16 protein-coding genes are annotated in these 22643 nt (G+C 62.1%); 7 read left to right on the forward strand and 9 right to left on the reverse strand.

The window, feature by feature from the left end; all coding sequences use genetic code 11:
- Positions 1 to 38 precede the first annotated feature (38 nt).
- Positions 39 to 806: a hypothetical protein gene (locus ACCD03_RS17990; RefSeq protein ID WP_413412452.1), complete on the reverse strand. Its 768-nt coding sequence runs from the start codon at positions 804 to 806 to the stop codon at positions 39 to 41.
- A 261-nt stretch (positions 807 to 1067) separates the two neighbouring features.
- Here ACCD03_RS17990 and ACCD03_RS17995 point away from each other — a divergent pair, with 261 nt between their 5' ends.
- The 7 genes from ACCD03_RS17995 to ACCD03_RS18025 are packed head-to-tail and all read left to right on the forward strand — an operon-like array spanning position 1068 to position 11070.
- Positions 1068 to 1925, forward strand: a complete 858-nt coding sequence (locus tag ACCD03_RS17995; RefSeq protein ID WP_316675959.1) for a M15 family metallopeptidase — start codon at positions 1068 to 1070, stop codon at positions 1923 to 1925.
- A gap of 25 nt (positions 1926 to 1950) precedes the next feature.
- Entirely contained in the window at positions 1951 to 2220 is a 270-nt protein-coding gene (locus ACCD03_RS18000; protein ID WP_024978961.1) for a PAAR domain-containing protein, read from the forward strand.
- 11 nt (positions 2221 to 2231) lie between these two features.
- Positions 2232 to 3716 carry a hypothetical protein gene (locus tag ACCD03_RS18005; RefSeq protein ID WP_413412453.1) on the forward strand — a complete coding sequence of 495 codons (1485 nt, stop codon included), beginning with the start codon at positions 2232 to 2234 and terminating at the stop codon, positions 3714 to 3716.
- A gap of 52 nt (positions 3717 to 3768) precedes the next feature.
- The gene (tssM, locus tag ACCD03_RS18010; protein ID WP_413412454.1) at positions 3769 to 7728 is read left to right on the forward strand and encodes a type VI secretion system membrane subunit TssM; all 3960 of its coding nucleotides are present in this window, start codon (positions 3769 to 3771) and stop codon (positions 7726 to 7728) included.
- Positions 7725 to 8720 (forward strand): type VI secretion system-associated protein TagF, encoded by a 996-nt coding sequence (tagF, locus tag ACCD03_RS18015; RefSeq protein ID WP_253534262.1) that lies wholly within the window; start codon positions 7725 to 7727, stop codon positions 8718 to 8720. Before tssM ends, tagF begins: the two co-directional genes overlap by 4 nt.
- A gap of 2 nt (positions 8721 to 8722) precedes the next feature.
- The gene (locus ACCD03_RS18020) at positions 8723 to 9538 is read left to right on the forward strand and encodes an OmpA family protein (RefSeq protein ID WP_413412455.1); all 816 of its coding nucleotides are present in this window, start codon (positions 8723 to 8725) and stop codon (positions 9536 to 9538) included.
- Positions 9535 to 11070, forward strand: coding sequence for a TIGR04222 domain-containing membrane protein (locus ACCD03_RS18025; protein WP_413412456.1), 1536 nt, complete (start codon positions 9535 to 9537; stop codon positions 11068 to 11070). The genes ACCD03_RS18020 and ACCD03_RS18025 overlap by 4 nt, the downstream gene beginning before the upstream one ends.
- A 5-nt stretch (positions 11071 to 11075) precedes the next feature.
- Here ACCD03_RS18025 and tssA read toward each other — a convergent pair whose 3' ends face one another.
- From tssA to ACCD03_RS18065, 8 genes are all read right to left on the reverse strand, one after another.
- Positions 11076 to 12152, reverse strand: a complete 1077-nt coding sequence (gene tssA, locus ACCD03_RS18030; protein WP_413412457.1) for a type VI secretion system protein TssA — start codon at positions 12150 to 12152, stop codon at positions 11076 to 11078.
- Positions 12153 to 12186: 34 nt separating this feature from the next.
- Positions 12187 to 12594, reverse strand: coding sequence for a hypothetical protein (locus ACCD03_RS18035; protein ID WP_413412458.1), 408 nt, complete (start codon positions 12592 to 12594; stop codon positions 12187 to 12189).
- A gap of 128 nt (positions 12595 to 12722) precedes the next feature.
- Entirely contained in the window at positions 12723 to 14318 is a 1596-nt protein-coding gene (locus ACCD03_RS18040; RefSeq protein WP_413412459.1) for a rhomboid family intramembrane serine protease, read from the reverse strand.
- A gap of 140 nt (positions 14319 to 14458) precedes the next feature.
- On the reverse strand, positions 14459 to 15175 hold the full coding sequence (locus tag ACCD03_RS18045; protein ID WP_413412460.1) for a hypothetical protein: 717 nt from the start codon (positions 15173 to 15175) through the stop codon (positions 14459 to 14461).
- Positions 15176 to 15459: 284 nt separating this feature from the next.
- Positions 15460 to 16587, reverse strand: a complete 1128-nt coding sequence (locus ACCD03_RS18050) for a hypothetical protein (RefSeq protein WP_413412461.1) — start codon at positions 16585 to 16587, stop codon at positions 15460 to 15462.
- Positions 16588 to 17393: 806 nt separating this feature from the next.
- A complete protein-coding gene (locus ACCD03_RS18055; protein WP_413412465.1) occupies positions 17394 to 18347 on the reverse strand; it encodes a DUF6708 domain-containing protein in 954 nt (317 codons plus the stop codon).
- 1 nt (position 18348) lies between these two features.
- Positions 18349 to 21606, reverse strand: a complete 3258-nt coding sequence (locus ACCD03_RS18060; RefSeq protein WP_413412462.1) for a T6SS effector BTH_I2691 family protein — start codon at positions 21604 to 21606, stop codon at positions 18349 to 18351.
- A 9-nt stretch (positions 21607 to 21615) separates the two neighbouring features.
- Complete coding sequence (locus tag ACCD03_RS18065) at positions 21616 to 22599, reverse strand: hypothetical protein (RefSeq protein WP_413412463.1); 984 nt, start codon at positions 22597 to 22599, stop codon at positions 21616 to 21618.
- Between the last annotated feature and the right edge of the window lie 44 nt (positions 22600 to 22643).

The raw sequence follows: 22643 nt of genomic DNA on the forward strand, positions 1-22643 counted from the left end.
ACCCGGTTGTAAAAAAAACCAACCGGGCAGTCGGGCGGCTATTGCCCTTTGTAAGTGGGTGAATTGGCGGGCTTATTGGCAGCATTCTGCGGCGCAAGCAAAGCGGCCAGCAGATCAGCGTCAGGATCATCAGGCGCCAATGTGCCCTTTCGGTTCTTGCCGGCTTTGCCAGTTGAGTGCGCCTTGGGCTTTGTTGGCTGCTGCAGCGCCTTAAATGGCGTATTGGTCGATTTGGCCACCAGCTTGGCGGTTGCCGTCTTGCCTTCGTCGGTATCCGCCGTGGGGCTGGCAGACTTTGCCGCCACGGAATGCGCGGCCGGCGCCTCATCATGCGCCTCCTTGACGGGCGCGCTGGCAACCGACGCGTTATCGCCCTTCTCGCCCTTCTCGCTCGCGTGCTCTTCGCCCGGCGGAACGTTGACGATGGTGGCGGCCTGCACTTCCGCCACGGGCTCGCTTGCGGAAGCGACAGGCGCCGCTGCGGCCGTGTGAGCGGCTTCCGGGGCCGCTGCCTGCGTGGCTGCCGGCGATTGAGCGGCCGCGGGCGCGGGTTGTTCTGCCACCTGGGCGGGCGCGGATTCGCCGCTCGGATTCAGCATGATCCATGCGCCAATACCGGCGGCGAGCACGACAACCGCCGCTGCAACGCCATAGCGCTGCCCCGACTTTTTCGGCCCCTTGCCGCTGGCCGCGACGCGGCCTTCCAGGCTCGCCAGAATGCGCGTATGCCCGGCCTCATCGGTCTCGGATTCAGAATTGAAGAGCGTTGGGGGCCCTTCTTGTTTCAAATCGCCGTTATTACTCATCACGGGTCCAGAATTGAAATAGAATGCGCGGCGAACGTATGGATTACAAACAACCGCCGATTCCGGTGGTGGCTGCTGATTCTAAGTCTGGCCTTGCTGAAAGACAAATGATTGACGTAGGTTGCGGTATTTTCTTTATCGTTTCTTAATATTTCTGCGTAGCGAGCGCCCGATTATTACCGTTTATTAATAATTTAGAGTTCTAAATACAGATATAAATCTGGATGAATTGACGTAGGCGCCCACGCTCCGCAGGTCGGTATGGTTTTTCTAGCTCTTGTTCTCTACTTCGTTGCCATGGTGGTGGTGGCTGCCGTGCTGCTGCTGCCGTCGGTACGGCAGCGCTGCGCGGCGTTACTGCGTGCTCAGTGGCGGCGCTTGAGCACGGGGGCTGCGGTGGTGGGTGCGCGCTCGGCAGGGTCGTTGCGCGAGTCGGTGGACAACGCAACCTCAGGGGTATCGGCGTTCAAGCAGTTCGTGGTGCGGCGGCGGATGTTGCTGCTCGGTGCACTGGGTGTGCTGTCGGTGCCGCCCATGCTGGCGCTGGCGCTGCGCGAGCAGCAGTCGTTCGAGTTCGATGACGACCAGGTGCGCGAACCGGATCCGCACATCTCGGCGCTGCTCAATGGCGAACGGCTGATCCCGCCGCCCCCCTTGCCGCCCGAGGTGTTCACCACGCGTGAAGTCGAGCAGATCCGGCCGGCCATCCGCGATGCGAGCCGCGACTGGAACCTGCTCGACGCGGATTTCCGCCAGCGTTTGCTGCTTGTCTACAAGATCATGCGCGACGAACACGGATACGAGATGGCGCTGCTCGAAGGCTACCGAAGCCCCGAGCGGCAAGTGAAGCTGGCGGCGATGGGCAGCAATGTCACGCAGGCCACGGCGTTCCAGAGCTATCACCAGTACGGCCTGGCGGCGGACAACGCGTTCTTCCGCGACGGCAAGCTGGTCATCAGCGAGAAAGACCCGTGGGCAATGCGCGGCTACGAGCTGTACGGCCAGACGGCGGAATCGGTCGGCCTCGTGTGGGGCGGCCGCTGGAAGATGATGGATCTGGGCCACGTCGAGCTGCGCCGCAAGGGCGTGCTCGGCAAGCAGCCCGCACCAAGGCAATGACGATAGGACACACGGGGAGCATGCAATGACACGGCCCTTCATCCTGCTGGGTGACAAGACCGACCACGGCGGCGTGGTGATCACCGCATCGGGCAACACAAGCACCGGCGGCAAGGGCATCGCCTGCGTGGGCGACAAGGTGACCTGCCCGCGGAACGGCCACGGCGGCACGACCGTCATCGTGACGGGCGACCCCAACGTCATCATCGACGGCAAGCAGGCGGCGCGCCATGGCGACAAGACAGCGTGCGGCGCCACGCTCCTGTCCAGCCAGGGCAACACCGGCAGCATCTGAACGCGCACGACATGGTTGCAAGACTCTTCCGGTCCGGGCTGACGCTGCTCGCTGTCTTCGTGGTGGTGTGGATTGCCGTCATCGTGTGGTGGCAATCCGCCAATCGCATGCCGACCACCGCCGACATCCTCACCTACCTGCTGTTGCTGCCGGTGGGCATGATCGTCGGCTATTGGGTCATCAAGCGCGCGCTGGATGGCATTCGCTCCAATGTGGTCGCGGGCCGCGAGCTCGCAGCCGCCTCGCCGGCCACTGCAGGCACCGACGCCAAAGCCGCCGACCCGCAAGACGCCACGCGCCAATGGCGCGCCGTGCTGCTGGCCAGCGCCCTGCGCGCACCTGCAGGCAGTGATGCGGCATCGGTGGTGGACGCAGTGCAAGCCAACACGCAACCGGGCCTGACCGATGTGCAGGGCTTCGGCCAGCCGATCTTTGCAGCGCAAGTGGAAGGCATCGATATCGAAGACCTGCGCGCCGAACTGGCCGAGCAGCATCCTGACGTCGACTGGCTGGACGAACGCCTGCGCGCCCTCTCGCTTGCCGGCCAAGTGGCCGAAGAGCTGGCCGCACATGCCGTTGCGCAGGTTCCGGAAACGACCGCCCCGGAAACCACGCGACTGATCATCACCGCCTTGCTCCCGCGCGAGTGGACACCGCAGCATCAAGCCGCCGCCGATGGGTGGCTGCGCCAACGCATCGCGTTGATCTGGCCCGCCGACCGACTGACGCTGGAGCCCATCGCAGCCAAGGGCGATGCCGACGCACTGCTGCTGCTCGATCGCGCCACGCAAGGCGTGAACCGCGCCAGCGACGAGCGCGTGCTGCGCATGGTGGTGGTGGCGGATTCGCTGGTCGGCCCAAGCGCTGTTGAGCAACTGATGCAGCACGAGCAATTGTTCGAAGCCAATCGCCAACACGGCCGCGTGCCGGGCGAAGCCGCTGCGGGCGTGCTGCTGTGCGCGCCTGCCATGGCGCAGAGCCTGCTGCCGCCTGCGCTGGAAGGCGATGCCGCTGCAACGGAGTCGTTCACGATCACGCGCGCCGGCGTGGCGCGGCTTGAATCGCCGACGCCGGATCGCGGCCAGCCGCAACTGCAGGCGCTGGGCGATGCCGTGGGCCACGTGCTCGATACCTTGGCCGCCACACCGGTCAAGGCCAAGCAGGACGTTGCGCCCGCTGAAAAGGCAGATACCGCCGAGGGCGAGTCGGCTGCCGACCCCATCACCATTGCCGGCGTTGTCTCAGACACCGGCATGCACCCCGTGCGCACAGTCGAAGTGGCACGCGTGTTTTCCGAACGTTTTCCAGCGCTGGACCTGGCGGCAGATCTGCTGCCGATTGGCACGCCCTGCGGCTATGTGGGCGCTGCGGGCCCGCTGCTCTCGGTGGTGGTGGCGCACCAGTTGAGCCAGCAGACCGGCAAGCCGGTGCTGGCCATTACCGCCAACGACATCCAGCAGCGCGGCGCCATCGCGGTGGTGCCCAGCCTGACGTGACCTCGTTCCTGATTTCGATTCCGATTCTGTCTGTTCCCGAGCCGAAGGCAACATGCAACGCTTCCTGAACTTCCTGACCAACTCACGCACGCTGTCCATTCTTGGCGTGATCGTGCTGACCATCTTCCTGCTCCTCATGGCGCAGACCTTTGAGGTTGGCCTGGTCTGGGTCGGCGTCGCGCTAGGCGTGCTGCTCGCCCTTTGGCTGCTAACGTACCTGTGGAAGCGCTGGCGTGCGCGTCAGGCCAGCAACAAGCTGGAGGGCGTGCTCGAGCAAGCCGCCGCCGACAAGACGGCCACGCCCGACAAGCGGGAAGAAGTGGAAGCCCTGCGCGTGCGCCTGGCCGAAGCCGTCAAGACCATCAAGCGCTCCAAGCTCGGACAGATGTCGGGCAGCGCAGCGCTTTACGAGCTGCCCTGGTACATCGTGATCGGCAACCCGGCTGCGGGCAAAAGCACGGCCGTGCTCAACTCCGGCCTGCAGTTCCCGTTTGCCGACAAGGGCGGCGCTGTCATCCAGGGCATCGGCGGCACGCGTAACTGCGACTGGTTCTTCACCACTGAAGGCATCCTGCTCGACACGGCCGGCCGTTACTCGGTGCACGAAGAAGACCGCCGCGAATGGCTCGGCTTTCTGGACTTGCTCAAGCGCTATCGCCCCAAGGCGCCCATCAACGGCATCGTCGTAACGGTGAGCGTGTCGGAACTCACGCAAAACCGCCCCGAATTCGCCATCAACCTGGCCAAGAACCTGCGCCAGCGCGTGCAGGAACTGACCGAACGCCTGGAAGTGTTTGCCCCGGTGTATGTGATGTTCACCAAGGCCGACCTGATCACCGGCTTTACCGAATTCTTTGGCGACAGCGAGAAGCAGGAACGCGACCGCGTATGGGGCGCCACCCTGCCCTTCGAGCCGGACTCGAAGCCGGACGTGGCGGCGGTGTTCGACCAGCGCTTTGACGAGTTGTGCGACGGGCTGAAGGAGATCAGCGTGGCGCAGATCGCGCTGCACCGGAACAACAAGCTCTCGCCGGGGCTGCTGAGCTTCCCGCTGGAGTTTGCATCGATCAAGCCGACGCTGCGTGCGTTCCTGATGACGCTGTTCGATGAAAACCCGTTCCAGTACAAGCCGGTGTTCCGCGGTTTCTACTTCACCAGCGCGCTGCAGGAAGGTGCCACCAACAGCGTGTCGGCCGAGCGCATTGCACGCCGCTTTGGCCTGTCGACCGACGGCGCCGCGCGCACCCGCGAAGTGTTCTCCAAGAACGGCTTCTTCCTGCGCGACCTGTTCTCGAAGGTGATCTTTGCCGACAAGCAGACGGTGCGGCAGTTTGCCAGTCCCGCCAAGACGCGCCTGCGCATCGCCACGTTCTTTGCGCTGGTGCTGGCGCTGGGCGTGATGCTGGGCGGCTGGACGTGGTCATACATGGGCAACCGCACGCTCACTGCCAACGTGCAGGCTGACCTCGACAAGATCGTCAAGATGCAGCAGAACCGGGTAGACCTGCAGGCTCGCCTGGAGGCGCTCGACATCCTGCAAGACCGTATCGAACAGCTCGACCGGTATCGCAATGACCACCCGCTGGCGCTGTCGCTGGGCCTGTACCAGGGCGACACGCTGCAGCACAAGCTGCTTGACGAGTACTACAACGGCCTGCGCCAGGTCATGCTCAAGCCGGTGGGCGGCGCGATCGAAACCTTCCTGGCCGAAGTGAACGCGCATCCGGATCAGCTGGCCCCGATGGTGCGGCCGCCGGAAACCGGTGCAGTGATGACCACGTCCGTGACGACAGCCACCGCCACCCTGGGTGGTGCGTCGGGTGTCTCAGGTGCCTCCGGTGCGGCCGCCAATGCGCCTGCTGCACCGAACCAGGCCACGGCTGCAACCGGAGCCAAGCGCTACACCGACGCCTCGCCCACCAACGTGGAAGACGGCTACAACGCGCTCAAGACCTACCTGATGCTGTCGGACAAGCGTCACGTGGAAGTCGCGCACCTGACCGATCAGATCACGCGCTTCTGGCGCGGCTGGCTGGAAGACAACCGGGGCAACATGCCTCGCGAGCAGATGATCCGCTCGGCGGAGCGCAACCTGTCGTTCTTCCTCGCCCGCGTAAACGACGACAACTGGCCGCTGCTGGAAGGCAACCTCTCGCTGGTCGACCAGACGCGTGAGAACCTGCGCCGCGTGGTGCGCGGCATGCCGGCGCGCGAACGCGCCTATGCCGAGATCAAGGCACGCGCGTCCACGCGCTACGCCCCGATGACGGTCGCACGCATCGTTGGCGATACCGGCGCTGGCCTGGTGGCCGGCAGCTACGCCGTGCCCGGCACGTTCACCAAGGAAGCGTGGTTCGGCTACGTGCAACCCGCCATCAAGGAAGCCGCCAACAAGGAACTGCAGACCAAGGACTGGGTGTTGAACGTTGCAGCACGCGACGACCTCACGCTGGAAGGCAGCCCCGAGCAGATCCAGAAGGCGCTGGTCACGATGTACAAGACCGAATACGCGCGCGAATGGCAACGCTTCATGCAAGGCGTGGCGATTCAGGATTTCGCCAGCTTCGATCAGGCCGTCACCGGCATGAACCTGCTGGGCGATCCGACCAACTCGCCGATCCGCAAGGTGCTCGACACCGCGTACGAGCAGACGTCGTGGGACAACCCGTCGATGTTCAATGCCGGCCTGAAGCAGGCCAAGACGGGCGTGCTGGGCTGGTTCAAGCAGCTGTTCGCGCGCCAGACGCCGTCGCAGGTGAACGTCAACGTGGACGTGGGCGGTAATGCTGAGGCTGGCGCCATCCCGATGGGCCCGGTGGGCAAGGAGTTCTCGGGGCTCGCACGCGTGGTTGTCATGCGCGACGACAAATCGCTGCTGCGCGGCTATATGGATTCGCTCTCCAAGGTGCGTACGCGCTTCAACCAGATCAAGAATCAGGGCGATCCGGGGCCGGGTGCACGTCAGTTGATGCAGCAAACGCTGGACGGCAACGGCTCGGAACTGGCCGACACGCTCAAGTACGTGGATGAGCAGATGCTGACGGGCATGACTGACAGCGAGCGCGCAACGCTGCGTCCGCTGCTGGTGCGCCCGCTGCTGCAGTCGTATGCGGTGGCGATCCGACCGGCCACGACCGAAGTCAACAAGGTGTGGAACGCGCAGGTGTATCAGCCGTTTGCCACCACGCTGGCAGACAAGTATCCGTTTGCGCCCAACGCCAAGATCGAGGCCAGCGCGGCCGAGATTGGTCAGGTATTCGGCCCGGACGGCGCGATTGCCAAGTTCGCCAGCACGACGATCGGTCCGCTGTCCGTGCGCCGTGGCGACATGATCGCCTCCCGCACCTGGGGCGATCTGGGCATTGCATTTGTGCCCGAATTCACCACTGGCTTCACGCGCTGGATCGCACCGCTCACGGGTGGTGCGGCCGGCGGTGCAGGCGGTGCCGCAGCCGCAGCACCGCAGACGGTGTTCCAGATCCTGCCCGTGCCGTCGCAAGGCGCGACCGAGTACACGATCGAGATCGATGGCCAGCAACTGCGCTATCGCAACACGCCGCCGCAGTGGGCCAATTTCGTCTGGCCGAATCCGCAAGGCACGCCGGGCGCGCGCGTAACCGCCACCACGTTTGACGGCCGCACGGTAGAGATGCTCAACGAGCCCGGCCGCTTTGGTCTGGAGCGCCTGATTGCCACGGCGCAACGCAAGCGTCGCCCGGATGGCGCGTTCGATCTGTCCTGGACGAAGGACAACCTGACGGTATCGATCAGCCTGCGCATCATCAGCAGCCCGCAGACTGGCGGCACGACGGCATCGGATTCGCCGCAAGGCCAGGGCCTGCGCGGCCTGCGCCTGCCGACGTCGATTGCCGATGCATCGGCACCGCAGAACACACTGACGCCGCCCGCCCCGGCAGCGCCCGCAGGCACGCCGCCTGCGGCGCAGGCAGCAGTGTCCACGCAGGCCGCACGCCGCAGCATCACGGAAGAGCAAGGAGGGACGGCGCAATGAGCCAGACCCAGTTGCAGCTTTCGTACTTCGGGAAGCTTCCGTCGCGCGGCGATTTCGTCAAAAGCGCCAACAACGTCCAGCTGCTCGATACGCTGGACCGCTGGCTGGCGCAAGGCATGGAATTGCTGGCCGAAGCCCCGGACTGGAAGACGACCTACGACAATTGGAAGCCGGTGCAGTTTGCGTTTCTCGGCTCGCAGAGCAAGCTCGCTATCGCGGGCACGCTCATGGCGAGCAGCGATCTGTCATCGCGCCGCTTTCCGTTCCTGACGGCGGCGGCCATGGAAGTCGATCGGCCGATCAACTTCATCGCGCGCAGCCCGATTGCGCTGGCGCGCCTTTGGACACGCGCCGGGCAGCAGATGATCTCGCTCGGCACGGCCACCGACGCCACTGAAGGCCTGCGGCTGCTTGCCGAAGGTCAGCACGGCGTGGAGACCGGCACGACCGGCACGAGCACGCAGTCGCACGACGCGAGCTTTTCGGATTTCATCGACTTCCAGACCGTTGCCGGCCTTGAGCAGATGCTGCGCTCGGAAGGTCACAACATCCGCCTGCGCCGCACACTCCTGGCGCTCGGCACGCTGCTCCAACCCGTAATGGCGAACGGCTCGTCACGGCTTGAGAAGGGGCTCACGCTGCCGCTGCCAGCAGACCCGCTCTATCGCAGCCTGGTGGCGAGTTTCTGGCTGGAGCTGGTGTCGCGCTTCCTGCAGCGGGCGGACTTCGAGCTGTCGCTGTTCCTGGGCGACATCAACGGTGCCGAGCGACTGGTCATCGGCTTCAACGGTGCCTCGTCACGCACGCTGCACAGCGTCATGTCGCCGCTGGCGTATGCCGAACAGAACATCAACATCGACGATCCGGAATGGGTCGACCAGCACGTCAGCGGAGATTACGGCTTGGCCAAGTTCGTGAGTTACCTGGATCAACCGCAGCTCTCGCTGCGCGTGGCGGTCGATACCTTCCGCGAAGTCTTCATCGGAGAATGAACATGGGTCTGGATGCAATCAAGCGCGGCTTCCGGCCTGCAACCTTCCTGGCGAATGCCGCAATGCTGGTGTGCCTGGGCAGCGCCCTGCCGGCCCATGCCGCCGCTGGCGACGCTCCCGTACCGGGTCAAGTCGTGGCCGGTGGCACGGTTCCGGACGAAGCCACCAAAGCGACCGTGCTAGCCAAGCTGCGCGAGCTTTACGGCAGCGCCAACGTGGTCGACCAAATCGAAGTGGGCAACGTGGTGTCGCCGCCCAACTGGTCAGCCAACGTGCAGAAGATCCTGTCGCCGGCCATCAAGCAGGTCAAGCGCGGGCAACTCAACATCGACGGTACGCAGGTTTCCCTGCACGGCGACGTTGGTAACGAGGCACAGCGCCAACAGCTCACGAGCGACATGGCGACGGCGCTCGGCCAGAGCTACACGATCAAGAACGGGCTGCGCGTGGCGGCGGTGTCCGAGCAAGGACTGCTGGACCAGACGCTGGCCAACCGCATCATCGAGTTTGAAACCGGCAGCGCCACGCTCACGCCCAAGGGGCGCGCGATTCTGGATGAAATGGCCGCCGTGCTGCCACGCCTGAACGGCCGCAAGATCGAGATCGTCGGCCACACCGACAACTCCGGCAGCCGCGCGCTGAACCTCAACCTGAGCCAGGCGCGCGCAGAGACGGTCAAGAACTACCTGATCGCCAAGGGCGCCGAGCCAGGCACGCTCACCGCGATGGGCGTGGGGCCGGATCAGCCGGTGGCGGCCAACAATACCGATGAAGGCCGGTCGCGCAATCGGCGGATTGAGTTTCGGGCGAGTAAGTGACACACGACGATCAGGCGGCGCCGACCGAAGCGGATCGCCAGGCCTGCCTGCTTCGGCTGAGCCAGTATTCGCCCGACGCGCCTGACGCTCCTGTGCCGTTCAGTCACCGCCTGGCCGAAGCCGAGGGTTGGTCGCGCTTGCATACGCTGGCAGTCATCGAGGAATACAAGCGTTTCGCCTATCTGGCGGTGTTTGCCGGGCATGCGGTCACGCCTTCCGAGGCGATCGATGCGGCATGGCATCTCCATCTGCAATATTCGAAAGAGTATTGGACGGTGTTCTGCGGGGAGGTACTGGGCGCGCCGCTTCACCATGCGCCAGGTATTGGTGCCCCGGGCGAAGACGATACCTACGCGCAGCACTACCAGCAAACGATCGAAAGCTACCAGCGCACGTTTGGTATGGAGCCGCCTCCCGACGTCTGGCCGGTGCCGGAACCTGTCCAGCCAGACAGCGCGCCAGAGGCTGCCAGCCCCGCACGGCATCCGCCCAACCCTGTCACGCCGCCAGGTGCGTCAACCGCGCGTTCGGTCATGCCATCCGTGTGGCTCGTGATCGGAGCCTGCTTCATCGCAATCACCACGAATGTCGCGTCAGATTTCGATGTGCTGAACTATGCAGGGCCGCGGTTTCTCGCGTTCTATCTGGGCGTGTGCCTGATGGCGTGTCTGCTGATCCGGGGCCTGCATCGATTTGCATACCCGCGCCGCCCATGGGGAGCCGCCGATGGCAACGTGCCACGGCAGCTGGCGCCCGCCGAAGCCGCGCTGATCACCGGCGATGCCACGCGAATGGCGCAGGTTGCGACGCTGACACTCCTCGACGCGGGTGCAATCCGCGTCGCCTCTCCAGCAAAGAGAAAACGTGACCGCAACACATACGTGGTCGCGAACGAAACGCCAGCGCCCGAGCGCCACGTCGACGCGTGGACTTGGCTGGCCCGGCAACCACAGCGCCGTTCACCATGGCCAGCCTTTCGAGACCGGTTTCTCGACGAAGCCATCGACATGACAGATCGGCTGCGCCACGAAGGTTGGATGTGGGCCACCGGCGCGATGCGCGGAACCACCGTCGCTGCATGGGCGATCGGGCTATCGGTGCTGTGGCTCGGGGTGATAAAGGTATTTGTTGGCCTGTCCCGAGAGCGTCCGGTGATGTGGCTGCTGGTCGAGATGGCGCTATTCGGAATCGTCTACTGGTGCGTCACCGTGCGGTTGATCGGCGTCGGCCGTGCGGGCCCCACCGCAGGAGCCAGCGCCGCGCTCGATGTGCATCGTCAGCGTAGCCAGCAGGCGCCGAAAGCCGGTTTGTCGACAAGCGATCTACTTTGGCTGGCGGCGTTTGGCGGCACGAGCGTGCTGGCCAACACAGCGTGGGCTGGCTACCGACCGATGATGGGAACACCCGTCGGCGCCAGTTCCGGCGGCTCTGGCAGCGACACGTCGAGCAACTGCAGTTCAAGCAGTAGCTCTAGCAGTTGCAGCTCGAGTAGCTGCGGATCCAGCGGCTGCGGCGGTTGTTCGAGCAGCTAGCCGGTTCAGCTCGCACTTTCCGACGGCGGATCGCCCAAGCCCAACAGCTCCTCAATCTGCGACAGCGTCGCATCATCCTTGACCACCGTGCGCAGCCACGCATGCAGCGGCATGTCGCCCCACTTCGCAGCACGCGCGGCAAGGTAGGCAACAGGGCTGTGCGGCTCGGTCTGGCGGAAGAATTCAGCCACGTCGCGCAACTGGTTCAGCGCCTGGGCGCGCGTGCGGATGGGGCCGGAAACCACAGTTTCGATGGCAGTGCCGGCGGAAGACTGCGTTGACTGTTGCGGAGCACTCTTCGCCTCCACGGCAGTTGGCTTGGGCTCCGGCTTGCCACCAAAGCGCTCGACCAACGCGCGCACCGCCTGCAACGCTTCACGTGCGGGGCGGAAGCTCGGCGCATGGTCTCCTGCACGAGCATCCAGCACGGATTCCAACCGCAACAGCGCAGCGCCACAGCCAACCACATCATCATGCAGCGTCTTGTAGAACGCCGGCGGCGTGGCGCGCCGTGCGGATTCAAACTGTTCCTGCGTGATTTTTCCGCGCGACAACTCATCCGCCTGCTCCGGATCGCGGCGGATGGCTTCGACCAGGCTGGTCGCGACTTCCCAATCGACAAGGCTGTAGCCGCCCTTGCCCGCTTCCACCAACGGCACCTCGCGAATCAACTGGCTTGAACGCGTCGCAAGCCACGCCATGCTGCCCGTGCGGGCTTCAGGATCGTCGGCTTCGGGCAGCGGATAGATGTGTTCCCAGAACTGTTCGCACAGGCCCGCGATCAGCTCGTAGCCCTCACGCAGGCCGGCGAAACCGCGCTCTTTCGACAACGCCTCGGCCAACCATGCGGCCAGGCGCAGATCTTTCGTGCGCTTCTGCAGCAGGGACGTGCTCTCTGCGATGACGGCGCGCCAGTCGGCTTCCTTGATCTCCGTGACCCATTCGCCCTGGTCGAGTGACGGGTCATCAAAGCGGCGCGCATCCTGGATGCTGTCGAATTCGGTGGAGAAAAGCATGTCTTCGCCGCACGGTTGGGCACCGGGCAGCGGAGCGAGCAATTGTTCAAACGGAAGAGAGGCCATGATCGGAAACGAAAACTGGAGAGCGGTACAAAGGTCAGGGCTTGGCGACGCGGCAATCCGCCAGCGCCAGCGTCACGCCAACGAACTGGCCGTTCAGGCAATCCAGCGTGATGTCCTTGCTGGGCTTGTAAGCCGCCAGCTTGTGATCAGGAAACAGCGCCCTGAGTGCGTCACGCTGGTCATCCTGAAACGGCGCGCCCACCTTCAGGTCTTCGGTCACGGCCAGTGTGTTGAGGCTGTCGTCGGACAGCGGATAGACCTGGCCCTTGAAGACGAGCCGGTGGCCGTCGTATTTCTTTGACGCAGTCGGCGCGTCCTTGAAATACTCGGTCAGCACCTGGCGGTACGAAACCTGCAGCGGTGTGTCGTCCTGCGCGAATGCGGGTGTGACAAGCAGCGCGGCCAGAGCACAAGCGGCGGCGAAGCGGGACAGTGCGTTCATATCAGCGTGCGTGAAATGTGACGTCCGCACGCGCAAGGGCGGACGGTGGAGATGCTACGCAGGCTTGGGGCGATTGGGGGGATTGTTTCTAAATCTTCATGTGGCGGCGAGCCAGTGGGCAGCCTTTTTCACTGCGCCTTACCAGCGTCTGACCAGCCGCAAATGAACCCCTGCGGAATGTACTTGCGCGCATCGGCTTCGCTCATGCGGCGAGCAATATCCACGACGTTTATATAGTCGTGCCCGTCGCTGTCGCGAGACTCCACTACCAAGCGCTTGCCGTCTGGGCTGAACCGGGCACTTTTGGGAAGCCCCGGCATGAGGTACATGCCGACTTCCACGCCGGTAGCCAAATCCGTTACGCGGACGACAGGCTGATGGCCGAGCGATGCCACCAGTTCCCTGCCTGTGCTGTCGTGCCAGGCAGCGCCCGGCTCCGTGATTTGCCCCATGTATTCGGCATCGCACAGCGTCCATGCGGCCACAACTTCGGAGGGCGTATTTGCGGCGCCGGGACGTGTCAACTGCAGACTGTCCGCAGACGGCCACGTGACCAACAGGCCATCCGCAGGCCCCTGGCGCGGCAAAATTTGTCCGACATTCTCTGGGGCGTTTTTCGGCGCCGGCGGCGGGGGGAATTCGGCGTCAAGGCGAGCGACCGCTGCGGCATCATCCCACTTGACCACCTGCCCGGCGGATTCCTGCTCGGTCACCGGGGGCGGCAGCGCAGCCCGCAACGCTTCGGCCGCTTTCGTGCGTACTTTCGCAGCTGCAACCTCGGCTCGCCGCGCGTCGCGCTCAGCGCGTCTCTCTTCTTCTGCACGCTGCTCGACGGCGTCTTGTTCGGCAGCCTCCTGATTCCACGAAGTCCGCCATTCGCGTAATGCCGGCCACGTTGCCAACGACAGACCGCCGTAGAGAACCGCCACGGCCGCGACTGCTGTCAATACGATACGGCGATGCGGTGACCAGCCCATACGGGCCACGTCGGTGGCAGCCCCCACAGCTAGACCGAAGATGGCGCCCGCAAGCAACCCGCCCAGATGCGCGGCCTGATCTACGCCCTTGATAGCGAAACCCATCACGATGTTGATGGCCACCGTCTGCATCAACACCTTTCCTGTTCCCGATAGCGTGGCCCCTTCCTTTGCCAGCGACGGTGGCGTGTCATCGTGCAGCCACGCCATGACGATCAGCGCGCCGCACAGCGCCATGATGGCGCCGGATGCACCGACGCTCACGGTCATGTTCGCGTCGGTTTGAGATACGAGCTGCCATCCCAACCAGCAAGCGCTGGCATAACTCGCCCATAGACCGCCGAGCAAATAGATCGCAAGCGTGCCCGCTTGACCAAACCAGCGCTCCGCCAGCCTGCCCACAAGGAACAGCATGTACATGTTGAGCAGCAGGTGAACAATCCCCGCATGCAAGAACACATTTGTCAGAAGGCGCCAAGTGTCACCCGTAAGCGAGAGCGCCGCCAGGTTGCCGCCCAAACGGTACAGCGCTGACGGCGAGAACGTGACAAAGCCCTCGCCAAACACAATCGACAGAAGAAAGACAAACGCCGTGATGCCGATCAGAAGCGTAGTAACGGAAAGCTTTGGCATAGCGCGCGTCGCAGCGGCTTGCTCCTCAGAGCGAACGTGATGGTCGATGGACGGCAATGCCTCGACCGTCGTGGCCGTATGTGGCGGCAGGCGGTCTTCAGGAGAATCCGACATAGATTTGCTCTGCGGTGAGGCTTGATAGAAGGCGGGGCTTTCCGGCAGGCCTTAGGCGAGCCGCCCAGTCGATTGATTTGATGGAATAGCCGTCTGCACAGGACAAGTACGACAGACCTTTTCCCGTCCAGGAAACAAGGTCACTCGTAGCGATATCCCTGCTCGTCGTAACTTTCGAGTGTGATTGCTTTGCTATCGACAGGGCTACAGACCAGTGCCTTGGTCACGTCACTCGCACCTGCATCGCGATCGACCTCGAATCCCCACTGCAATCCGCCCACCCACCAGATCTGGCCCATGGCGCATTCCGTCAACTGACACCCCTCATCAGATGATTGACAGGAGGCATATCCGTCGCCTTCCGTGACGACGCGGAAACTACGGCTCGAACCGAAGACGTTCCTGGCCTGATCACCGCTCACTGTATGGCGGCTGCCAGAGTCGGACCGGACCTGGTATTGATAGCGCACGGTTTCATCGGCCTGCGACGCGCGAGTCCACTCCACCATCAGCAAAGCCGGGTCGCGAAAAACGAAAATCAAACAGAACAGGAGGAGAAGGAAGACCAGAGCCCCTGCTTTGACACCTGATGTACCGCTTGGCTTCCATTTACGCTTCTGCGCGATAAACGACACCAAGAGACACGCAAAGGCAGCCACGCCGACGAGCAGCGATAGATTGATGATTCGAAGTGAGCCGCCTTCAATAGACGCTCCACCTTCTCCCATGAGTGACAGGATGGCTGCCGCTGCGCAGAGGAGCGCCGCAACCCCATTCAACACAATGACGAGCAAGCGAGGGGCTTGCTTTTTTGGGGTATCACCCGCTAATTGATGCGCGTTGCTTTCGTTAGACAAATCTAATTCCCTTGAAGTGGATGGCGCAGGCAGCCATGACGTCTTCGGCGCCAGTCGCTGCGCAACATATTCGCAAGTGCCCAGTGATGCGAGTACCTAAAGCAACGCCAGCGCTGGGAGAAACGCAGCAATGGCGACAGCGCGTTTCGCCATTCGCGCGGCTAGGGGCGCACGGTGGTGATGCTACGCACGCTTGGGGCGGGACGTGTTTCTAAATCTTCATGTGGCCCCACTCTCCGCAGCTGGCCGTAGAAGCCTTTGCGAAAACCCATGGCTCTTGCCTACTAAGGCAGCTTGGCCGGCCAATTCAGTGGCTGCTCCGGTCCGATGCCTTTCTCCCGCCTGATCTGCCCAACATCGCTCTTCCACACCACAGGGAAGACTGGCCAGTAGCACAGGCATTCCGCCAGCCAATTGAGTACGTGGTCGGGGTTGCGGCCCTTGTGTAGCCATTCGCCTGGCATGGCGGGAGCTTGCACGGCGCCCATGCCCTTCTGCATGAACGTCTGTATGTAGCGCCAGAGACGCTCGCCACTGTTGCGCGGCCCAACCCAGATCAGATCCTCTCCGCGTCGTTGCGGATCCGCTGCGTCCAGCGGCGGCCAGTACAGAAGCAGGCAGCCGCCGTATTCTTTCTTGCGCCGCTTCTCGCGCGCTTCGTCCGACAAGTTATAAGCCGGGACGCTAGAGCCAGTGATCAGATCCAGCAGACCAGTGATAGCAAGACTGCTATCCACTTCGCCGCCGGTTTGCCGCGACCAATTCACCTCTCTTCGGAGTTCCTGAGCCCTCTCGTTGAGCGACGTCGCGTATTCTTGGCTTTGCTCAGATTCGGCAGGCGGCACCCAATGTACGTGGGCTTGGACACGTGACCAGTCGAGTACTGCATTGCCGCCCCATCGCCTGGGGCGCAACACATACACCTTGCCTGTGGTGCGGTTGAAGCGATAGCGCGCGCAGCGCGCCGTGAACACTTGGCTTTGAAACTCGCGCCAGAGCAAGGATGCCATGGGTACACCTAGCACGGCGACGACCAACATCCCCAAGAGCACCCCAAGCTCCTTGAGGGAGTTGGGTGGAAACGGCATCCGCGAATCGCCAACAAACGCGATATCCCACAAGAACCACAGCGTCCCCGCGCTCAACAGCAAACATAGCGGTATGAACCACACAACGACGACCAAGCCAGCCCAACGCGGCAGTTCATCGTTGCGCAGATTACTCAGTTCCAGGAAGTGCTCATTGAAATCGAGGACTGTGGGCTCAGGAGGCCACAGGATGGCCAGGTCAGACGAGGTGGCATCAAGCGCATGCAGCATGGGGGCATCGCACAAATCGGCATAGTCTTCAAGTGCCTTGACCATGCCGTGCTTGCGCCGGTAGCGATGAAAGGCGGCCTCAAATGTGAACATCGTTGGATTCGGATATTTCGTTCATTTTCAATTCACGACTCGGTGATGCACATACGGCAAAAGCAACGGCTGCCCTGCCGTGCCGATGGGTTTCTTCCGCAGCTTGGAGGAAGCATGCCAAGCGGACCACCTGTGGGCGTGGTCGGAATACACGGGCGACGCTTATGACGCGACGCTGGCCTCGGATGGATTGACGGGAGGGCCTGAAGGGTTCGGAGCATCAAGGCCTGCACGACGACCTCCGCTCCCGACGCAATACGCGCCGCCGGCCGCGCTTCAACCGGCGAATCAGGCACGCTGCGCCTTGCGGCTTACCCTGCGACCGCCGAACCTCACGGTTTTTGCCATATGTGCCGCACTTGAACACCCGTCTTTGCCAGTGCGAGGGTCGATCACGACCATCGGACGGCGGCGGCCGTGGCCCGGAGGTCCGCACTCCACTCTAAAACAACCGACCCATCGGACCTCCGAGGGCCGCCTTCCGCCTTCGGACAATCAAAGCCGCCGCGCTGAGGCCCGCACGCCGTGCTCAGACCGTCGAACGTGCCAGTTGGAGGTCGGAATTTTGGACCTCTAGCAGTGGAATGCCGGTGTTTGATGCTCGCGCTGCACGGCCACTGGCTCGAATGCGGGCTTCGGAGGCGCACGTTCGAGGCTCGAATGTGCGTGAGCGGCTTGTCGTTAGAGAACTACGATGCTTTTCGAGGTATCCGACTCAGCTCCTTTGCGTGCGGACTTGAGGTATGGAAGCCCTTGTGCGGCCATTCGTATTCAATGGAAGCCGGCACCTTCCCGGCACGAGGAAACTAATCTCGGTGAGTTAGGCCAGTTTGCGAGGCGATCTCTGTAGGCCACTTCGGCTCTGGCGCAAGACGTTGCCCGACATACTCGAAAACGCCTGCAGGAAGAAACAGCCAAAACAGGGGGATCCCAACCGCCGTCAGTAGCACCAACTCAACCACGTGCATATTGGCGCGAAGCCGTGCGCCCTCTTCTGTCCGGTCAAACAGGGGGTAAAATTCCAGCAAGCACCGCCGGAAACTGATATCGCGCGGGAACGGCCTGATGCCTCGCAGATTCTTTGGCCCCTCACTCATGAAGCATCGGATATACGCCCACATCTGATGCAGCACGAGTGGAGTCGCCACCTGCGACTTCACGATGATGCGATCCTGGACCTTGGTCGTATTCGCTTCGCACTGCGCCAAAATGAGCCCATAGCGCACCGAGTACGTCTTGCCGTTGTATCCGGCGATCTTTCCAATTTCCGCTTCGACGCGCGACCAATCCAGCTCCTTGATCACGGTCTTCCATTTGGCGAATGGATTCGCCTTGGGTAAATACTCGAACGCAAAAACTTTCTGATTTTTTCGATCGAATAGAACCGGAAGGTCTCGTGGCGTCCTTACCCCTCTCTTGATGAGGTGAAGCAAAAGGACTGCAAGCCCCAGCAGCATCAAGGCCAGCACGGACGCGATGACCGGCGACTCTTCGGGGTGGCCCTCCTGATACATCTGACCGATGAACGGCAGCATGGCCGCAAACGCGATGGAGACGCCCACCCCAAACATCAGACCGAAACCACGCTGGATGGACGAGGCCCTGGACAGCTCAAACACGTCTTCATTCACGTAATTGAGGTCGAGTGCGAGGTTTGGTCGGTCATTCTTGTCGCTGGACTTGAGCGGCACGGTGGGGCCGGGCAAGTCTTCATACCAGTAGGGGCTCTGCGGTTGCAGCTTCGACCCAGTTTCTTGCATTTCAATCACTCACTGTCATCAGCTTTTCTGCCCACCCTTCGGGGTCGCTCTTGTCCGGCCAGTACTTCACCTCGATCTGGGCCCTCTTGAAGATACTGGTGTTGACTTCGATGCTTTCCTCGATGGTGTAAGACCCAGCTCCCCGTTGCGCCGTACCTTGACGGTTCCGATAGCGCGACGACGTATCGATGATCTTGCTGGGCATCGCCTTGAATTCGGGTAGCACATCCGGGTCTTCTCCCCCCGCCATGATGAGTTCCGCTCCCCCTCGTCCGTCGATCGCCTTCACCTTCCACTCATACACAGACCGCTTGGAGTCGTAACTTGGGAAAGTCAACTTGACTTTCAGCGTGTCGAACCCAGTTGCCACTTCTCTCCAATCGTCATTGAAACCCAACTCCACGCCGAGGCCCAGCACCAATGCGTTCAGGTCAGCGATCTCATCATTCACCTGAGCATCGGTCCACTTACCTTCTTTGCGCTGCCCCTTGCCCCAGTAGCACCGGTCCAACCAGATTTCTACCGGCGTACGCTCCGCGTTGACTGCATACCATATCAGCCCGATCCCGATTGCAGTCAGCAACAGAATCCAGCCAAGGGGACCGAGTATGAACGCCCCAGTTAGCGCGGAAGAGAATCCCGTCAGGAAACCGATGGCCGCACCGGCAACGAACGTGGCTGCCGCGCCGGCATACGCCCATCCTGCCTTCGACTCACCTTGCCGGAATGCTCTTACTGCAGAAAATGCGGCCTGTATGCCGTCCACAAGCAGGGATAACGCCCCCAACGCTGCGCCGGCTTTGATGAGTTTCTCGCCTACAGCTGCACCAAATGCCTTCAGCGTTGCCCCGGTCAGCTCGAAGGAAGCGCCAATGAACCCCAGCGTGGCGGACACAACCGGCAGCTTCGCCTCCCACCCGCCTTGCTCACCAAGCGTCGCGTCCATCTGCTTGCGCGCATCGCGAAATGCCCACCCCTGAAGGACAAGGGAACTCAGAGCCAGAAGCGGCTCACCGCTTGCGCCAATCGCTCGAAGGCTTTTCGTGAGCAGCGACCTTCCTAGGTTCTTTGCCGCACCTGGCAGCAGAGCCACGCTCCGCTCTAGTGGTCGCAGTATCTGAACCGCATCTCGACTCAACGTGACTGCCGCAATCTTGAGCGCGCTAGCGGCGTGTCCAGTAAGATCGACCGCTTCACGCTTTGCCTTGGCGATAACGGTCTCAATGTCCTTCTTCAGCTCGTCCGCCTTCTCCAGTGTCCATATGGTGACTTCGATGATCGTGTCCCGGACCTTGGCATTCGGAATGGACAGCATGCCACCAATGAGCACACTGCGAACCTTCCGCCCGGAAACGTCGGCGAACTTCTTACCAGCGGCTCCCCCCTTGCGGGAAAATTCGTTCAGCAGATCGACATACTGGCCGATCGTCATTTTCACCTGGAGGAATACCGGGCCCACGTTGGCATAGAGCCTGAGGGCAGCCTGGACGGCCATTTTTACTTTGGTGTCGACTGCATCGGCCGCCTTGTCTGCCAGCTGTGAGACTGCCCCATTTACCGCCGCGACAAGATGTGAGGCTGCAACCTGCACTTTCGTATCCATCAGGCGCTTGAAGCGCTCCGGGCCGTCGACCTCCTTGGAGGCGAGGATGGCTTTCAAGGTATCGTGCAGCTTATCGCCCTTGTTCAAGTCCGAGCCGGACGGCAGCATGGCAGTCAGCAAATCCTTGCGCCCACCGGCGATGGCCGCATACGGAATCGTGAAACCCGTGGGATTGGCGGCATCCTTATGATTGCTTAGCCACTCGTCCCATAACTTGATCCCGGCTTCGCCCTGCGGCCCGCCCGCCAATGCCGGAGCACACATGGCCATGAGCCTGGTGTTCTCGTGGAGCTTCTCAGTGTCGTAGTCGCCGAGCCACGTTTTCCATTCCGCTGTGCGCGCCCATGTGGCCCAATCCTGATCGCAATCCGATATCTGGTTGGCGAACTCGGACATCTGACTGGTATAGCGTTGCTCGAACTTCTCGCGTTCGCCCTCGTTATACGAATCCTTCAGCTTGCCCCACGTCTTCTTCTGCTGAGTGGAGACACGCTCGGCGCGCGTCGTCGTTACCGTCGTCCTTTGAGTTTGGCTCGGAAGATCATCGGGAAAGATATAGGTCTCGCTGACCGTGTCCGGGACTTTGCGCTTTGCTTCGTCTTCCTCAATTGCCGACTTTGTCGCCGTCTCGATCTGCTTTTTCAGCCCAACGATCGCCTGCGATACAAACAACGGCCGAGCCACGGCAGTGTTGTACGCCTGCCGCCATTCGACCCGGTCGTGAATATGGCCATTCAGCTCTTTTACGATGCCCACGGGATCGTGGACGGCAAAGGCTGCAATCTTGCCGGGCTTGCCCATCGCTTTGCGCTTGTCGGCAACGTTCTTGGCATAGCTGGTCAGGGCAGCCGACTGCCCTGCCCGAGCGAAGTTGCCATGAAGACTTTGCCAGGCATTGTTCTTCTTCGTTGCCTGATTGCCCCGCTGATCCCAAAGCCCCCCGCTATACCCACGGCGCGCCAGATACTCTTGGTCCTGCGCGACATACTCGAACACCATCTCATGCAGACGCGTGTTATCGAGTCCGATCTCAAAACAGTGCTTGGTGGCGTCAGGATTCGTCGCCACTTTTTTGATTTCACACAGTTGCATGCGTTTGGCAGGCTCGCCCTCATATTTCCCACGCACTGTGCTATTCCAAACGTTCTCTGAAAAGGCGATCCAGACCTTCTCGTAACCGTGCGGAATCGTAATGAAACTCGCCGGGATATTGTCGCCGGCACGCTTACACGCTTCCGTCAACGGTCGCTCGGTCTTCCAGTCCGGATCATCCGGATCCGCCAGAACACGCAGATAACCGTCCTCGGTCACAACGTAGGTTTGCCACATCCCCGCCTTACCGAGATAGACGTGCACGAAGCCCTTTCGCAGGATCCGAAGCGCGTATTTGTTCGCTTTGAGTTTCTGACTGTCGAACGCATCTAGCATCGACACTGCACTAAGCGGCTTGACCCCGGATGCAGCCACATAATTCGGTAACACCGCATAGCGAACCGGCAGAATGGGATACCCATCACGTTCGCAAAAGCCGCATTTACCAGTCTTGTTGTTAGGCGCGCACTTCTGCGCAGTCTGGGCGTTCCTCTTGATCGCTTGCGCGCCGTTGCCGGGAGCGGGAGCGGTCGTCTTCGCAGCGGTTGCTGGTGTAGTCGCCATATCAAACTCTTATTGCTGAAGTGACACGGGGTCGATGCCGTATGAAGCGATTTCGTCGAGAACCGCGTCGGGCTGGGCCGCGATGGCCTCGGCGAGAGAGTCCTCACCACCCGCTCGCATGTCCTGCAAGATAGCCTGAACGTTAGGGTGCTCGTACCAGAAGGGACTCAGCGTGAGGCAATTGAGCACGAAGAAAATCACATCCTGCTGGCCGCGTAGCCCTTGCTCGTTTGCGAGTCGAACTAACCCGTCGAGCGTCTTCTCTGGACGCTCGGGAATGCTCTGATCGGACTTCTTGATCGCCATCAACACCCTGCGGGCGTCGGCAATACGGTCATGCTGCGCCCACATGGCATGCAACTGCTGAACAGACGCAGGTTTTGCAGTGTCAGTCTCCGGCACCGAGAGCGAACGTACCGTCGCAGCAGCATCGATGAACCACCAGTTCGTTCCCGGGGGAAGCAACGACGGCAGGATGTCCGCATCATCGTCGGCAAGGAGTGCCAACCGGTGCGACTCGAACCACGGCAAGACTCTCCGGCCCGTCAGCGGATTGGCAACAACGCACCTCGCCGCGATCTGGGATGCCAGTTCATCTGCGTTCGCCGCGCACGCTACCCATCCGCATACGTAGGCACCATTCACGCTCGCGCTACGCTCGATTGCACGATCAATTGTCTCGCTGAGCAATGCCTCATCCGGATAACCGTGATCCCCTGGGCTGAATACCGTGACAAGCAGTGGGCAGATGTCGGGGTCATGCTGGAAATCCGGGCGGTCAACGCGCGCCCAGCGGGTCTTGGGCTTGCGCTCCAGCAAATGTTCCGGATGGAGCAGGTCAAACGGCGCAACGGGGTGGTTCGGATCCAGGATGACGTGAATGTGGTATGCCGGATGCGACTCCCGAACCTCGAACCAGTCGGCGTACAGCCGCTGTACTACATCCGTCTTTCTAGGCGTAAAAGCTTGATCTGCGTGCATCATGATTTCCATTCGCATTCGGCAAGCTGGCCCGGCTTCGCCGAATTACTCACCCC

The organism is Ralstonia sp. Ralssp135 (genome assembly GCF_047304345.1).
Classification (GTDB): domain Bacteria; phylum Pseudomonadota; class Gammaproteobacteria; order Burkholderiales; family Burkholderiaceae; genus Ralstonia; species Ralstonia chuxiongensis.

What these genes read in the sequence shown, in the direction of transcription:
- tssA (WP_413412457.1), bottom strand. Translation starts at nt 12,152, where the DNA reads ATGGCCTCTCTTCCGTTTGAACAATTGCTCGCTCCGCTGCCCGGTGCC.
- ACCD03_RS18050 (WP_413412461.1), bottom strand. Translation starts at nt 16,587, where the DNA reads ATGTTCACATTTGAGGCCGCCTTTCATCGCTACCGGCGCAAGCACGGC.
- ACCD03_RS18035 (WP_413412458.1), bottom strand. Translation starts at nt 12,594, where the DNA reads ATGAACGCACTGTCCCGCTTCGCCGCCGCTTGTGCTCTGGCCGCGCTG.
- tagF (WP_253534262.1), top strand. Translation starts at nt 7,725, where the DNA reads ATGAGCCAGACCCAGTTGCAGCTTTCGTACTTCGGGAAGCTTCCGTCG.
- ACCD03_RS18065 (WP_413412463.1), bottom strand. Translation starts at nt 22,599, where the DNA reads ATGGAAATCATGATGCACGCAGATCAAGCTTTTACGCCTAGAAAGACG.
- ACCD03_RS18020 (WP_413412455.1), top strand. Translation starts at nt 8,723, where the DNA reads ATGGGTCTGGATGCAATCAAGCGCGGCTTCCGGCCTGCAACCTTCCTG.
- ACCD03_RS18040 (WP_413412459.1), bottom strand. Translation starts at nt 14,318, where the DNA reads ATGTCGGATTCTCCTGAAGACCGCCTGCCGCCACATACGGCCACGACG.
- ACCD03_RS18005 (WP_413412453.1), top strand. Translation starts at nt 2,232, where the DNA reads ATGGTTGCAAGACTCTTCCGGTCCGGGCTGACGCTGCTCGCTGTCTTC.
- ACCD03_RS18060 (WP_413412462.1), bottom strand. Translation starts at nt 21,606, where the DNA reads ATGGCGACTACACCAGCAACCGCTGCGAAGACGACCGCTCCCGCTCCC.
- ACCD03_RS17990 (WP_413412452.1), bottom strand. Translation starts at nt 806, where the DNA reads ATGAGTAATAACGGCGATTTGAAACAAGAAGGGCCCCCAACGCTCTTC.
- ACCD03_RS17995 (WP_316675959.1), top strand. Translation starts at nt 1,068, where the DNA reads ATGGTTTTTCTAGCTCTTGTTCTCTACTTCGTTGCCATGGTGGTGGTG.
- tssM (WP_413412454.1), top strand. Translation starts at nt 3,769, where the DNA reads ATGCAACGCTTCCTGAACTTCCTGACCAACTCACGCACGCTGTCCATT.
- ACCD03_RS18000 (WP_024978961.1), top strand. Translation starts at nt 1,951, where the DNA reads ATGACACGGCCCTTCATCCTGCTGGGTGACAAGACCGACCACGGCGGC.
- ACCD03_RS18055 (WP_413412465.1), bottom strand. Translation starts at nt 18,347, where the DNA reads ATGCAAGAAACTGGGTCGAAGCTGCAACCGCAGAGCCCCTACTGGTAT.